The organism is Actinoplanes sp. G11-F43, assembly GCF_050589265.1.
GTDB lineage: Bacteria > Actinomycetota > Actinomycetes > Mycobacteriales > Micromonosporaceae > Actinoplanes.
In genome coordinates, this window is sequence record NZ_JBNZCE010000023.1 from 281,420 (window position 1) to 294,907 (window position 13,488).

Sequence of the window (13,488 nt, forward strand, 5' to 3'; positions counted from 1 at the left end):
GGGGAGCCGGGGTGCGGGCCGAGGACACCGCGGCAAAGCGGGTGACGCTCATGTCGAGGCCGCGTAGTTCGGGCCGGCGCCGGTGGGTAGTGTTCCAAAGTGGTGCCCATGCCGCCGCAGATCGCCATGATCCGCAGGAGGCGGCCGGTGTGATCGATCAGATCGTCGTCCACGCCGGGGCCGGTGATCGCCGCGTGCAGGTGGGTGGCGGTGGCTACCTCACCGGCGAAGTAACCGTTGAGGTGGTCGCCGTCGCAGGCGTGGCGCAGCAGTTACGCCCGGGAGATGGCGGTCCCCCGGCGGCACAGCGCCTCGACGACGTGGACCCGCCCCCAGCCGGTGACCCGGTCGGCCAGCCAGATCAGCGCTCGCGCACCGCTACGGCGGCGTTGCAGTGCCTCCGCGGCCAGCGGGGCGAACTGGTCCGACAGCAGCCCGATGGTCTGGATCAGCGGGATGGCGGCTCGCCGTCCGGATAGGGCTCACCGGCGTCCGGAAGGGGGCCGTCGGGATGCCGCCGATGCAGACGCAGAGCGTGGCCGAACAGAGTGCCAGGGGGTCCGAGCGGCATGGGCTCGGTCGGCACGCTCACCGGCGGGCGGAGGGCTCGATTCGCTCGATCATGGACGCGATGATGCCAGTCCCCGCACCCGGCGGCAAGCGGAGCCAGGGCGGGGCGGGACAGCGGGTCAGGCGTGAGCGGAGGCGTGGTGGTGCGGGCGTGCGGTGCGGGCGTGCGCCGCCGCAATGCGGACGTGCGGCAGGGCGATGCGGGTGCGGGAGAGTGGGCGAGCCGCGGGCAGGGGCGGATGGAGGGGTCAGACCCGGCGCAGGACGGAGACGACCTTGCCCAGGATGACGGCCTCGTCGCCGGGGATGGGGGTGTAGGCCGGGTTGCGGGGCTCCAGGAAGACGTGGCCGGAGCGGCGCTGGAACACCTTCACCGTGGCCTCATCGTCGATCATGGCGGCGACGATGTCGCCGTTCCAGGCTTCGGACTGCTGGCGGACCACGACGATGTCGCCGTCGCAGATCGCCGCGTCGACCATCGAGTCGCCCTGGACGCGCAGGCTGAACAGGGTGCCCCGGCCGACCAGGTCGCGGGGGAGGCTCAGTAGCTCCTCGGTGGACTCGTCGGCCAGAATCGGGGTGCCGGCGGCGATCGTGCCGACCAGCGGGACGCCCACCGTGTCGCCGGAGCGGGGCTCGGTGCCGCCGGACGGCTCCAGGAACATCCGGATGTCGACCGGGCGGGCCACCGACCGGCCGCGCCGCAGGAAACCGTGCTCCTCCAGGGTGCGCAGATGACGGCCGACCGAGGAGGTGGACATGCCCAGCGTGTCGGCGATCTCGCGGGTGGACGGCGCGTAGCCGTGCTTGACCGCGGCGTCGCGGATCACCGTCAGGATGCGGCGCGGGCGCTCGGGCAGGACTGACGTGTCGAATTCCTCGGGTAGCACCTGGAGATCCTTCCTCATGGCGGACGTGAACCCAAACCGGCGCGCCGCGCACTGTTCTGATGTGACGGATGCGGAACGCGACGCCCGGCTGGTGGTCAGGGCGCAACTCGGTGACCGGAGCGCGCTGGGCGAACTGGTCGGACACTGGCACCTCCCGGTCTGGCGTTATGTGCGCGCGATGCTGGGCGACCGGGGGCGGGCCGACGACATCAGCCAGGAGGTGTGGGCGCGGGCCCTGCGGGCGCTGCCGCGGCTGCGCCAGCCGGACCGCTTCGCCCCATGGCTGCTGACGATCGCCCGCCGCTCGGTCCAGGCCAACCTACGAGAGGGGTATGACAAAAACGTCCCCGAGGAACCGGCGCCCGGCCGGGACGAGGCCGGCATCGTGCTGGACCGCACCCAGGTCGCCGACGGGCTGGCCGGGCTGCCGGCCCGGGAGCGTGAGGTGCTGTTCCTCTTCTACCTGCACGATCTGGCGCTGGACGACTGCGCGCAGATCCTCGGCGTCCCGGCGGGCACGGTCAAGTCGCGGCTCAACCGGGCCCGCCGACAGCTGCGCGACCAGATGATCGAGAAGGGATACTCGGCATGACCGACGAACCGGGGTTCACCCCCGAGCAGGTGATCCGGCCGGTGTCGCGGCGGATCGTGGCGGCCGGGATCGCCGGGCTGACCGGTGCCACCCTGATCGGCACACTCTGGGCGACCGAACCGGGGGCCCTCCCCGGCCGTACCCGAGCGGCGTTCGCGGGGTTGATCCTTGTCGGACTCTCCTGGGCCGTCCTCGCGGGCTGGGCACTGGTGCGGCGCCCTCTGTTCGCCGTCGACCGGGTGGCCGGGGCGTGGCTGGCGACCGTCTTCAGCGCGGCTACGGCACTGGTCAGCGGGGTGATCGCCGGACCGCTCGCGGCCCTGCCCGGACTGCTGATGACCACTGTGGCGATCGTGTTGCTGGTCCGGGCGCGGGCGTGGCGTGACCGGTTGCGGTCACAGGTCGCGGCGCTGGAAGGAGACCGCGGCCAGGCCCAGGGCTAGGGCCAGCCAGATCGCCACCCACGTCAGGTAACTCCCGGTGAGCGGGGCCATGCTCAGGAACGGCGACTCCTCGACCCCGGTGCCGATCCGGGCGAGCAGGGCCGGGTCCTGGAACGAGTTCATGGCCCCGCGCCACAGGCCGTCGGTGGGCAGCAGCATCCGCGACACCGTGCCGATCATGGCGACGCCCGGGTTGCCGAGGGCGTCCCCGACCGAGCCGACCACCCCGGCGATCCAGGTCGCCCCGAACAGGCCGACCGCCACGATGCCCGACGCCATCGGCGAGATCACCGTGGCGAACAGCAGGCCCAGCGTCATCAGCACGATGGTCTGCGCGGCCAGCAGGAGCAGGCCGGTGACCGGTTTCGGCGGCCAGTAGCCGACGGCCAGGCGCACGATCGTGAACTGGGCGACGCCCGCCACGGTGACGAACCCGGTCCCGAACACGGCCAGGCCCAGCCATTTGCCGAACAGCACCGCGGACCGGCGCACCGGGCGGGTCATCACCGCCAGCGCGACACCCGACTCGACCTCGCCGGACAGCGTCGGGCCGGCCAGGAACGCGGTCCCCATCGCGGCGATCAGGCTGAACCCGAACATCACCAGATTGAGTACGATCGAGCCGGTGACCATGGCCTCCCCACTGGTCAGACCGTCCTGTTCGGCGGCCAGGCGGGAGAACCCCCAGCCACTGAGGCCCAGCAGCAGCACGGTCAGCACCGCCAGCGAGCGCAGCACCCGACGACGGGTGGCCTCCGTCAAGGTGAGCGCGGCGATGGTCAGGACGGTCACGGGTGCTCCTCGTGGGACGTACGCAGAATGGCCAGCAACCGCTCCTCCAGGCTGACCCGGGCCGGCTCGACGGCATGGACCCGCGCCCCGGCCTTCACCAGATCGGCGATCAGCGCCGGCACGTCCGGCGGCATGGCGACGGTGAAACGGTCGCCGTCGCGCGTGCCCGGGGTCAGCAACGCGGCGGCCTCCGGGCCGACCTCGGTCAGGGTCAGCCGCAACTCCCGGCGGCCGAGCAGTTCGGGCAGCGTGCCGGAGGCGGCCACCCGGCCCCGGTCCAGGATCATCACCCGGTCGCAGACCCGCTCCACCTCGCCGATCAGGTGCGAGTTCAGCAGCACGGCGACCTGCCGTTCGCGCAGCGAGAGCAGCAGGTCCCGGACGTCGGCGCGGCCCAGCGGATCCAGGGCGCTGGTCGGCTCGTCGAGCACCACCAGGTCCGGCCGGGCCACCAGCGCCACCGCCAGCCCGAGCCGCTGCTGCATGCCCTTGGAGAAGCCGCCGACCCGGTCGCCGCCACGGTCGGCGAGGCCGGCGAGCGCCAGGCTGTCCCGCCGGTCCCGGTCACCGATCGTCAAACCACTGAGGTGTACGTGCAACCGCAGCACCTCGTCGGCCGTCAGCCACGGCTGATAGCGGAACAACTCGGGCAGGTAGCCGACCCGTTCCCGGGAGCGCGGATCGGTGTGCGGGCGGCCGAGCAGCATCACCTCGCCCGCGTCCGGCCGGACCAGCCCCAGCATCATCTTGATCACCGTGGTCTTGCCGGCGCCGTTCGGCCCGAGCAGACCCAGCACCTCACCCCGGGCCACGGCGAACGACACCCCGTCCACGGCCACCCGCCGCCGGTACCGTTTGCGCAGGTGCGACACCCAGACCGCGGCGGTCATCGCACCCACCGGGCCTGCTCGGCCACCCGCAGCACCTCGGCGGCCGACAGGGAGCCGCCGACCGCGTTGACGTGGCCGTCCCGCACCCAGAACACCGCCGAGAACGCCCCGTCAGCCGACGACTTCACCACCGCCGGGACACCGTTCACCTCGGCCGTGGACGTGGTCTCGGTGCCCGCCCGTACCAGCAGAGGCAGTGTGGTCCCCTCGGTGAACGCGTCGAGCTGGCCGGCGATCGAGGCCGGCAACCCGGGCAACGTCAGCAGATAGTCGCGGGCGGTCGCGAACGGCACCCCGGTGGAGAACGCCCGCGGCGCCACCACCCGGCCCACCACCAGCGCCGGAGCACCCGTGCCACCCGGCCAGACGGTGGCCGCCGCCGGGCCCGCGGTCAGCCGGAACTCGCTGTCGGCCAGACCCGGCGGCGGCTCCGGAACCGGCCCGCCCAGCGCTTGTTCGGCCCGCGCCCGGTCGAACCGGAACACCCCGGTGATCCGGTCCGCCACCAGGAACCGGGGCTGCCCGCTCACCCCCCGCGGCAGGTCCCCGACGGTGGCCGTGGGCAGCCCGGTCACCTCCCGGGCGGTCCGCGCGTCCGGGACGTTGCGCGGATCCGGGCGGTTCTCCACCCGCATCACACCCAGCTCGTCCAGCTCCGGCAGGTGCACCAGGTCGGCCTGCGGCACGGTCACCGGGGCCACCCGCTCGGTGTGGAAGACCGGCAGCCAGTTCCCGGCCGCGGCCGCCGTGGCCCCGGTCAGCAGGGCCGTCACCCCGGCGATCGCAATCACCGGGGTCCGCGGGCGGCGCCGCTTCCGGGCCGGCGCCGGAGCGTCCCGCAACGACGCGGCGAGCCGGTCCCAGGCCACGTCCACATCCGGTACGACATCGAAGTCCAGCGCCGACGCCACCCGGGCCGCGTCCCCGGCCGACCGATCCATCCGCTCCCGGCACTCCGGGCACCCGTCGACGTGCTCACGATCGGCCGCCGCGACCCCGTCCGGCTCGTCCAGCAGCCGCCGCAGCAGGCCCTCAGCGGGATGACGCATCACGGTTCAACTCCTCACGAAGAGCGGACTCGGCACGCCGTACGGTCGTGCCCACACTGCCCGGCGCCAGATCCAGAGCGGCCGCCACCTCGGCGTAACTCAAACCGCTGTGCCGCAACACCAGCGCCACCGCCTGCTTTCGGGGCAGCCGGGCCAGCGCCGCCCGTACCCGCAAGCGGTCCTCCCGGGCCACGACGGTGTCGGCGACGTCCGGGGCGACCGTGACCCGGTCCGACGCCGCCTCCTCCCGCGACACCCGCCGGCGCCCCGACCGCAGATGGTTCAGCGCGGTGTGCGCCGCCGCCACACACAGCCAGCCGATCGCCTCACCCGGCGGCACGTCGGTGCGGCTGAACGCCAGGAACGTCTCCTGCGCCACGTCCTCCGCCTCGTCCCGCGAACCCAGGACGCGGGCGGCCACCCCCACCACCTTCGGGTACGCGGCCCGGAACACGTGTTCGAGGTCGGATCGCACGGAGGCCGGCATCGCGTCCTCCCGCTGGGTCACCAGTGCCTTCACACCAGGGAAGCACCGCCGTCAGCCGGAATGTGACATCTCCTCGATCCGGGCCGCCACCCCGGCCGGATCCACCAGCTGGTGCAGGTGCAGGCCGGGCAGGTGATCGACCCGCCAGCCGCGGGCGCGGGCGCCGGCGGCCTCCGCCGCGTACGCCCGGCCGGAGAACAGCAGGTAGGCGCACGGCATGGTGTCCCAGCCCGGAGGAACCGGGACGGGCTGCTCGAAGTAGGCCGGCGGTAGCCGTGGTTGCTCGGCCTCGACGGTCCGGCGGGTCGTCTCGTCCGGGAACAGCGGGGCCACGTCCGCCTCGTCCCACCAGTCGGTCCAGCGGGGTAGACGGCCGTCCAGGCCGGTCATCGCCCGCAGGAACTCCGGGGCCGGGCCGGCCTGACCGGGCAGCGCGGCGTCGACGAAGACGCAGGCCGCGGCATGTTCGGCCAGGACGGGAACGAACCGTCCGGCGTTGCTGTGCGCCACCAGGACCACCCTGGTGCCGGCCGGCAGCCGATCGATCTCCGCGGTGACCGCCTCCACCACGGCCGGCCAGAACGGCGGGCCGGCGTCGCCGACACGCAGCAGCGACGGGACCACGGCGCCCGGCAGCCGCCCGGCGACGGGCGCCCACGTCGACGGGCCCACCGTCGGGCTGTGCAGCAACACGTACGCGGTATCCATCGCCCGGTGCTACTCCGGGATCGCGCTGAACGACTCCGGGACCGAGAGCAAGGTGGCGCGGTCCAGGGGCCAGAAGATGGTGAAGGCCCGGCCGACGACCGCGTCCACCGGGACCGTGGCGTCCAGCAGCTTGCCGGCCTCGTCGGTGGCGGCGCTCTGCTCGTAGTGCTGCAGGGAGTCGCCGGAGGCCTCCCGGTGATCACCCATCATCCAGAGGCGGCCAGCCGGGACGGTGATGTCGAAGTCGCGGGCGGCGACCTGGTTGCCGGGGTAGACGTACGGCTCGTCCAGCGACCGGCCGTTGATCATGAGGCGGCGCTGGTCGTCGCAGCACACCAGGTTGTCGCCCGGCCGGCCGATGACCCGCTTGATGAAGTCCTCACCGCCCGGCGGGGGATTCCACACGCCCGGCGCCTTGAAGACGATGACCTCACCGCGCCGGGGCTCCCGGAAGTTGTAGACCAGCTTGTTGACCAGCACCTTGTCCCACAGCTCAAGGGTGTGCTGCATCGACGGCGACGGAATGAAGAAGGTCTGCAACACGAACGAGCGGACCAACACGGCGACGACGATCGCCACCCCCAGAAGCACGGGCAGCTCGCGCCAGAACGACCGTTTCGCAGTTTTCTCGTCCGTCACGCCCGGAGCGTACGCGGTCGAGTCACGAGGCGCCCGGTGTGGTGAACCAGCGGACGGTGCTCATGCGGGCCTTCGCAGTCAGGACGGTGAACGGGACGGGGGCCTCGCCCCGGGCCAGGACCTCGCGCTCCAGGTAGTCGCGCAGCGTCCAGATGTCGGCCGGATGGACGGACGGGGCCATGTCCAGCGCGTCTTCCAGCTGTTGCTCGGTCAAGCCCAGCGCACGGGCGGCCTGGGACGCCGGCACCCCGGACAGGCCGAAGTTGGCGCGCAACTCCTCGCGGGTGCGGGCGCGCTGCTCGGCGGTCAGCGACATGGGTCAGTCCGCCCAGGTCAGGTTGTGGTCGGTCAGGGTCTCGGTGAGGATGCGGACGGCTTTCGGGCCGACCCCGTGCATGGCCAGCAGGTCGGCCCGGCGACGGGTGGCCACCTGGGCCAGCGTGGTGATGCCCGCCGCCAGCAGCGCGCTGTTGGCCGGGCGGCCGATCGGGGGCAGGTCGCCGATCCGCGCTGGTACGTCCCGGGTGCTCATCACCCCACCATAGGCGCCGTTCAGCGGGGCTGGAGCTGCCCCGTCATGTCGCTGACCCGGCCCAGGTGGTCGAAGGTGACCCGCAGCTGGGAGCCGTCACCGTGCCGGCCGATCACCCCGTGCGCGGCGTCGTCGACCCGCCAGCCCTGCTGCTGCAGGAACGACACCACCACCGTACGGTGATCGACGGCGAAGGCCTGGAGCACCTGCCCGAGCACGGTGAACGTCTTCTCCGGCGGGACCGCGCCCCGCACCCGGGCGGGCAGGTTCTCCAGATGGAAGAAGATCGCGCCGCCGTTGTACGTGCCCCGGTAGTACGGCCGCCCGGTCAGCCCCGACGCCACCAGGGCGATCCGGTGGCCGTCCACCCGGTCCAGGCGCAACGACGGCTCGGTGAACTCGCGGACCCCGTACAGCCGGCCGTGTTCGCGCAGCCAGCCGGCCAGTTCCAGCAGCGACGGGTCGATGTTGCCGCCGGTGTTCGCCCAGGCCCACAGCCAGGTGCCGTCGGAGTGACTCTCCGTGCCGATCATCTGGATGGTGTAGCGCAGATCGGCGCCGAACGTCACCAGGCCCGCGTTCAGGTCGAGCTGCCAGCCGCGCTCGCCGAGCAGATCGGCGAGCGCCAGCTGGCGAGCCATGCCGGTGGCGACATGCTGGGCGAACAGGTCATCGAACGAGGACACGGACCGGCCTTTCGATCAAGGGAGCCGGTGCAGTGTTACATGACGCTCGGCGGCCCGGCACGGTCGGATGCCGGACTTTCCCGGACATCACCCACCGTGGCCGTACGGTGATCAAGGGTTATTCGGCGGGCAGGAAACCCTCCTCGCGCAGCCACGCCTCACACGCCCGCGCCCACTGCGCCGTGTGCGGGATGTGGACGTCCCCGTGCTCCCCGTAGGCGACCCCGTCCGCCAGGCCGAGCCCATGGCGGCCCCGCGGATAGATGTGCAACTCGACCGGGATCCCGGCGTCGAAGAGGGCTTGCGCGTACGCCAGCGAGTTCGGAAACCCGGGCGGGTCCTCGGCGGTGGCCCAGACGAACGCCGGGCAGGTGGCGGCGTCGATGTGGCGGGCCGGGGAGAGCCGGTCCCGCAGCTCCATCCGGCCGTCCAGGATCCATGCGACCGGCTCGTCCGGAAGCAGATGGAGATCGGCCGCCGCGTACGCCAGGATCGCGAAGTCCGGGCGCGGCGGCGCGGCGTCCAGATCCTCCTCGTCCAGGACGGTGCCGGTGGCCAGCAGCCCGGCCAGGTGCCCGCCGGCGCTGGAGCCGATCACCCCGACATGCTCGCCGATGTCGAGTCCGTGCGCGCCGCCCCGGATCCAGTCGAGGGCGGCCCGGCCGGACTCCATCGGCGCGGGGAAACGGTGTTCGGTCAGCAGCGGGTACCGCAGCACGAACGCGTGCAGTCCGATTCTGTTCAGCCAGCGGGCGTATCCCTCGCCCTCGTGCCCGGTGTGGAACCGGTAACCGCCGCCGGGCAGGACCAGCACCGCCGGTCGTGGCCCGGGGAGAGAAGCGGGATAGCAGGTGATGTCAGGGTGCACGGGTCTCCTTCGTGTCGCCGGCGACGAGCGTGTCGTCTCGCGGTGACGAGCGTGTCGTCAGTGACGAGCATGTCGCCGGCGACGAACGTGTCGTCAGTGACGAGCGTGTCGTCTTGTCACGACGGGAGCAGCGACACAGCCGGACGGAGAACCACGGCGAGCGACATCGAGGATGGGCCCGGCCGGCGAGCCTGTCACGGCTCAGCGGCGGCTGAAGTGAACTGCCTCCATCGTGTCGGCCCATCCGGGGCGCACCGCCACCCTACCGCCTCACATCGCGGCCGGGTCGGCCAGCCCGGCCCGCCACGCCCACGCCGCGATCGCCACCCGGTTGCCCAGCTCCAGCTTCGCCTGCGCGTTCGCGATGTGGGTCTTGGCGGTGCCGGCCGAGATGTGCAGCTCGGCGCCGATCTGGGCGTTGGTCAGACCGCGGGCCACCAGCCGTACGACATCGGTCTCCCGCGTGGTCAGCGGGTTGCGCACCGGCGGCCCGGTGGCTCCTCCGGTCACCGCGCGCAGCAGCCGCACGGTGATCTGCGGGCTGATCAGCGCGTCCCCGGCCATCGCCGCGCGCACCCCCTCGACCAGCAGCGCCGGACCGGACCGTTTGAGCAGGAAACCGCAGGCGCCGTTACGCAGGGCGGCGTCCACGTACTCGTCCAGGTCGAAGGTGGTGACCACGACCACCCGCAGTCCGAGATCGGTCAGCAGGCGGGTCAGTTCCAGGCCGTCGACGCCGGGCATCCGGATGTCGGTGAGCACCACGTCCGGCCGCAGCCGCCGGGCCATGGCCAGGGCGGAGGTGCCGTCGGCGGCCTCGCCGACGACGCTGATGTCCGGCTGCGAGTCCAGAACCAGGCGGAACCCGCTGCGGACGTCCGGATGATCGTCGGCGAGAAGAACCCGGGTGCCGGTCACGCCGGGATCACCGCGACCAGCTCCCAGCCGTCCGCGCACGGCCCGGCGGTCAGCGTGCCGCCGCCGGCCGCGACCTGGTCGCGCAGCCCGGCGAGTCCCCGCCCGCCGTGCCGCCGACGGGGTGCCGGGCCGGTCGTGTCGTTGCCGACCCGCACCCGGACACCGCCGGCGTCACCGGTGACCGACACGTCGACGCGGGTCGCGGCCGGTGCGTGCCGGCGGACGTTGGTCAGGGCCTCGACCACGATCCGGTACGCGGTAGCCGCCCGGTCCCGGGGTACCTCCCCGATCCGGGGGCCCCGGACCAGCCGGACCTGAAGGTGGTCGCTCGTGGTGAAGCGGTCGACCAGGGCGGGCAGGTCGTCGAGCGTGGGCGGTGGGCGTACCGGCGAGGGGTCCGGTTCGTGCAACATCCCGACCATCCGGTCCATGGTGGCCAGCGCGGCCAGACCGGCCGCCTCGATCCGCTCCAGCGCCGGCCCGGCCTCCTCCGGGCGGGTGCCGGCGACGAACCGGGCCGCCTGCGCCTGCGCGACGATGCCGCTGATGTCGTGGGCCACGAAGTCGTGCAGATCCCGGGCCACCTGCAACCGCTGCGCCTGGCGCGCCTGCCGGACCGCCACCGCCCGCCGGTGCAGCATCAGCCGCGGATAGCCGCCGACCACCACCGCGAGGAGGGCCGGTGTGGTCCAGACCGCGGCCGCGGCGACGCGCTGCACCGGCGGCAGACCGCCGGTGAACGACCACAGGGTCAGCGCCATCGCCGCCCCGGCCAGCCCGACGGCCGCGGCCAGATGACGGCCCGGTCCCCAGCGCATCGCGGCGGCCAGCAACACCGCCAGGACGGTCATCACCGGCATGAACAGGTGCTCCAGATCGGTCCGGAACGCCACGGCCGGGGTGACCGCGCTGGCCGCCATGCTGATCCATCCGAGGTGCCGACGCGTCATGCCCCGATCGTAGAAGGACATCGCCGTACGCCGATCGGCAGAGAAACCCGCACCCCGATCACCACATCGGCAGATGGTGCCGCCGGCCCGCGGAAACGAGGCTGGTGGGCAGCGTCTTCACAGATCGTCTTCCTGGATCGTCTTCCTGGATCGTTTGCCGGATCGTCTTTCCGGTCGTTTCCCGGATCGTCTTCTTGAGGAGTGGCAATGTCTCCATTGATCAACGCGGTGACGGCCGTCGCGCTGGGTGCGGTGCCGGTACCGGCGCAGCCGGTGAGTGTGAGCGGGGTGGGGCGGATCGTGCTCACCCCGGCCGACGCCGACGGGCACCCGGTGTGGTTCGGCGTGCGAGGCGACCGATTCTGGTTCCGGCACCTGCTGCCGGACGGCTCGCTGGTGGCGCGGGGCTGGGCGGCGGTGACCTGCCTGCGGGTGACCGGCCGGGTCGCGGAGTTCACCGCTGTCGTCCCCGAGGGAGTGGGCCCGATCCGCAACCATGCCTTCGTCGTGAAGATCATCGACGGTGGCCGGCGGCCCGATCAGGTAGCGTTCGTGCAGGCCAGTGGGGGACCGGAGCGCCCGCCGACCCGATGTTTCGACCTGGACGCGGAGTTCCCGGGCCGGCCCCGGCACCAGGTCCTGGCCGGCGGCTATGTCGTCCGCGGCTCCTGACCGGGGGTGGCCGGCCTGGTCCGGGTATGCGGCGGCGGGCTGGTCAGCGGCGTACACCGTGCTCGGGGTCTTCTGGACGGCCGGTGGCGACGGCTATCCGTTCGCGCCGGCCCCCGACGACCGCCGGTCGGCGTCGATCCTGGAGGGTGCGCCGGCCGAGGTGGTCGCGCCGCTGATGGCGGTGCTGGGCCTGGCCGGTACGGTCGTGGCGCTCACGATGGCCCGGCGCGCCGGTTCCGGCCGGTGGCCGATGCCGACGATCGCGTTCGGTTGGCTCGCGGCGGCCACCCTCGCCCTGGTCATCCCGGACTACACGCTGATCGCGGTGCTGGCGTTCGCGCCGCTGCTGCTGGTGTTCGCCTTCACCGGGGTGCCCGGCCCGCAGGACGGCATCGGCGACATCCTCTACTGGCACCGCACCCACCTGATCATCCTGTTCGTGGGTGGACTGCTGTGGGCCGCCGCCACCCTCGCCCACCAGCGCCGCGTCCGGGGGGCGTGCCCGCACTGCGGCCGCCGGCCCGGCTCGCCCGGTGACGAACCCTCCCGGGAGCGACTGCTGCGGTGGGGACACTGGGCGGTGCTGGTCGCGTGGCTGGCGCCCCTACCGTACGAGATAACCCGGTTGGCCTGGTATTTCGGCCATCCGCTGGGCATCAGCCCGGAGTTCCTCACGATGATGCGGAACACCCCGGGGATGCTGGAGATCGGGCTCGGCTGTGCGGTGGCCTCCATGGTGGGCGGAGTGCTCACCCACGGCCTGGTCAGCCGGTGGGGTGAGGTCTATCCGCGGTGGATCTGGTTCCGGGCCGGCCGTCCGGTGCCACCGATGCTCGCGGTCGTCCCGGCGTCGGCGGTCGCGATCGTGCTCGTCCCGGCCGGCCTGATGATGGCCTGGGATCCGGCCGTCGGCGACGGGTGGGGGCTGCGCCTGCCCAGCGTGCCGTGGGTGCTGTGGGGTGTCGCGCTGGGCGTGGCCACCGTTCTGTATCACCGGCGGCGACGCGGGGCCTGCCGGCATTGCGGGCCGGTCAGAGACGGCGCGGAGCCAGATTCACGAAACCTCGCAGCGCCCGATCCCAGCCGGTGATGTTCCCGATCGGGTCCCGCTCCGCGGCCTCGGCCAGCAGGGCGCGCCACGAGCCGGGGACGTCGGCTCGGCGGTAGGCGAGCGCCACCGCCGCGGTCACCGCGACCAGCTCGGGGCCGTCAGCGGCCAGCTCGGGGCCGTCGGCGGCCAGATCGCCCAGCGGCGGGTCGATCCGCGGGTCGGCGCCGGTGGGGTGGGTCGGGGCCAGGTTGGCGCTGGCCCACGGCTGCACCCGGCCGGCGGGGACGGCCAGCCAGGCGCCGATCGATGGCGGGTACCAGGCGGTCAGGGCGATCGCCCGAGCCGCCACCGCGTCGTCCGGATCCATGATCCAGCCGGTGACCGTGCTCAGATGAGCCGCGGTGCGGTGTTTGATGATGCCCTTTCGCCCGGCGCGGCGTGAATGTGGGGGAACCTCGGCGACAACTTGTCGGTTCTGGTGTGTGAATGCGAATGGCATGATCGACTTCTTACACTTCTCGGCCGGGGCCCGGGAGAATTCTGGGTATGGCTCAGATGTCGTTGTTCAGCCGGGCGCAAACTGCTGCTATGCGGGATTGGACGAAGGCCCGGAATTACGATCCGGATCGTGCGGAGTTTCGTCGTCAGCACAAGATTCGTCGTGACTGGGGTCTTCAGCGACGCCATGCCGAGAAACTGCGGCGCCTCCGGGACAGCGGCACGGTCGTTTCAACATCATCCGGTGAGGCCG

General features: G+C 72.6%; 20 protein-coding genes. 6 read left to right on the forward strand and 14 right to left on the reverse strand.

What is annotated here, in order from left to right; translation table 11 throughout:
- The first annotated feature begins 11 nt into the window (after positions 1-11).
- The gene (locus tag ACQ0O7_RS27025) at positions 12-479 is read left to right on the forward strand and encodes a hypothetical protein (protein ID WP_430785603.1); all 468 of its coding nucleotides are present in this window, start codon (positions 12-14) and stop codon (positions 477-479) included.
- 339 nt (positions 480-818) lie between these two features.
- Here ACQ0O7_RS27025 and lexA read toward each other — a convergent pair whose 3' ends face one another.
- Positions 819-1,559 (reverse strand): transcriptional repressor LexA, encoded by a 741-nt coding sequence (gene lexA, locus ACQ0O7_RS27030; protein WP_430785653.1) that lies wholly within the window; start codon positions 1,557-1,559, stop codon positions 819-821.
- Between lexA and ACQ0O7_RS27035 the strand changes: the two genes are divergently transcribed.
- Positions 1,522-2,052, forward strand: coding sequence for an RNA polymerase sigma factor (locus tag ACQ0O7_RS27035; protein WP_430785605.1), 531 nt, complete (start codon positions 1,522-1,524; stop codon positions 2,050-2,052). The genes lexA and ACQ0O7_RS27035 overlap by 38 nt on opposite strands.
- Entirely contained in the window at positions 2,049-2,495 is a 447-nt protein-coding gene (locus tag ACQ0O7_RS27040) for a hypothetical protein (protein WP_430785607.1), read from the forward strand. The genes ACQ0O7_RS27035 and ACQ0O7_RS27040 overlap by 4 nt, the downstream gene beginning before the upstream one ends.
- On the opposite strand, the gene ACQ0O7_RS27045 is transcribed toward ACQ0O7_RS27040, so the two are convergent.
- The 12 genes from ACQ0O7_RS27045 to ACQ0O7_RS27100 all read right to left on the reverse strand — a co-directional run bounded on the left by ACQ0O7_RS27045 (position 2,448) and on the right by ACQ0O7_RS27100 (position 11,014).
- Positions 2,448-3,287 carry an ABC transporter permease gene (locus ACQ0O7_RS27045; RefSeq protein ID WP_430785609.1) on the reverse strand — a complete coding sequence of 280 codons (840 nt, stop codon included), beginning with the start codon at positions 3,285-3,287 and terminating at the stop codon, positions 2,448-2,450. The two genes, ACQ0O7_RS27040 and ACQ0O7_RS27045, sit on opposite strands and share 48 nt — an antisense overlap.
- Positions 3,284-4,177, reverse strand: a complete 894-nt coding sequence (locus ACQ0O7_RS27050; RefSeq protein ID WP_430785654.1) for an ABC transporter ATP-binding protein — start codon at positions 4,175-4,177, stop codon at positions 3,284-3,286. Before ACQ0O7_RS27050 ends, ACQ0O7_RS27045 begins: the two co-directional genes overlap by 4 nt.
- Complete coding sequence (locus tag ACQ0O7_RS27055) at positions 4,174-5,226, reverse strand: hypothetical protein (protein WP_430785611.1); 1,053 nt, start codon at positions 5,224-5,226, stop codon at positions 4,174-4,176. Before ACQ0O7_RS27055 ends, ACQ0O7_RS27050 begins: the two co-directional genes overlap by 4 nt.
- Entirely contained in the window at positions 5,210-5,746 is a 537-nt protein-coding gene (locus tag ACQ0O7_RS27060) for a sigma-70 family RNA polymerase sigma factor (RefSeq protein ID WP_430785613.1), read from the reverse strand. The genes ACQ0O7_RS27055 and ACQ0O7_RS27060 overlap by 17 nt, the downstream gene beginning before the upstream one ends.
- An 18-nt stretch (positions 5,747-5,764) precedes the next feature.
- Positions 5,765-6,421, reverse strand: a complete 657-nt coding sequence (locus ACQ0O7_RS27065) for an alpha/beta hydrolase (RefSeq protein ID WP_430785615.1) — start codon at positions 6,419-6,421, stop codon at positions 5,765-5,767.
- 9 nt (positions 6,422-6,430) lie between these two features.
- Positions 6,431-7,060: a signal peptidase I gene (lepB, locus tag ACQ0O7_RS27070; protein WP_430785617.1), complete on the reverse strand. Its 630-nt coding sequence runs from the start codon at positions 7,058-7,060 to the stop codon at positions 6,431-6,433.
- 22 nt (positions 7,061-7,082) lie between these two features.
- On the reverse strand, positions 7,083-7,376 hold the full coding sequence (locus ACQ0O7_RS27075; RefSeq protein ID WP_430785619.1) for a DUF2316 family protein: 294 nt from the start codon (positions 7,374-7,376) through the stop codon (positions 7,083-7,085).
- A gap of 3 nt (positions 7,377-7,379) precedes the next feature.
- Positions 7,380-7,592: a DNA-binding protein gene (locus ACQ0O7_RS27080; protein ID WP_430785621.1), complete on the reverse strand. Its 213-nt coding sequence runs from the start codon at positions 7,590-7,592 to the stop codon at positions 7,380-7,382.
- A 20-nt stretch (positions 7,593-7,612) separates the two neighbouring features.
- Positions 7,613-8,278 carry a DUF6882 domain-containing protein gene (locus ACQ0O7_RS27085; protein WP_430785623.1) on the reverse strand — a complete coding sequence of 222 codons (666 nt, stop codon included), beginning with the start codon at positions 8,276-8,278 and terminating at the stop codon, positions 7,613-7,615.
- A gap of 118 nt (positions 8,279-8,396) precedes the next feature.
- Positions 8,397-9,146 (reverse strand): alpha/beta hydrolase, encoded by a 750-nt coding sequence (locus tag ACQ0O7_RS27090; RefSeq protein ID WP_430785625.1) that lies wholly within the window; start codon positions 9,144-9,146, stop codon positions 8,397-8,399.
- A 270-nt stretch (positions 9,147-9,416) separates the two neighbouring features.
- Positions 9,417-10,064 carry a response regulator gene (locus ACQ0O7_RS27095; protein WP_430785627.1) on the reverse strand — a complete coding sequence of 216 codons (648 nt, stop codon included), beginning with the start codon at positions 10,062-10,064 and terminating at the stop codon, positions 9,417-9,419.
- A complete protein-coding gene (locus tag ACQ0O7_RS27100; RefSeq protein ID WP_430785629.1) occupies positions 10,061-11,014 on the reverse strand; it encodes a sensor histidine kinase in 954 nt (317 codons plus the stop codon). Before ACQ0O7_RS27100 ends, ACQ0O7_RS27095 begins: the two co-directional genes overlap by 4 nt.
- A gap of 207 nt (positions 11,015-11,221) precedes the next feature.
- On the opposite strand from ACQ0O7_RS27100, the gene ACQ0O7_RS27105 reads away from it, so the two are divergent.
- Together ACQ0O7_RS27105 and ACQ0O7_RS27110 are read left to right on the forward strand one after the other, a co-directional pair.
- On the forward strand, positions 11,222-11,686 hold the full coding sequence (locus ACQ0O7_RS27105; protein WP_430785631.1) for a hypothetical protein: 465 nt from the start codon (positions 11,222-11,224) through the stop codon (positions 11,684-11,686).
- Positions 11,667-12,776, forward strand: a complete 1,110-nt coding sequence (locus ACQ0O7_RS27110) for an NYN domain-containing protein (protein WP_430785633.1) — start codon at positions 11,667-11,669, stop codon at positions 12,774-12,776. The genes ACQ0O7_RS27105 and ACQ0O7_RS27110 overlap by 20 nt, the downstream gene beginning before the upstream one ends.
- Here ACQ0O7_RS27110 and ACQ0O7_RS27115 read toward each other — a convergent pair.
- Positions 12,718-13,236 carry a hypothetical protein gene (locus ACQ0O7_RS27115; protein WP_430785635.1) on the reverse strand — a complete coding sequence of 173 codons (519 nt, stop codon included), beginning with the start codon at positions 13,234-13,236 and terminating at the stop codon, positions 12,718-12,720. The genes ACQ0O7_RS27110 and ACQ0O7_RS27115 overlap by 59 nt on opposite strands.
- 47 nt (positions 13,237-13,283) lie before the next feature.
- Here ACQ0O7_RS27115 and ACQ0O7_RS27120 point away from each other — a divergent pair.
- Positions 13,284-13,488, forward strand: a 205-nt coding sequence (locus ACQ0O7_RS27120; protein WP_430785637.1) for a hypothetical protein, incomplete at its 3' end; no start/stop codon positions are given.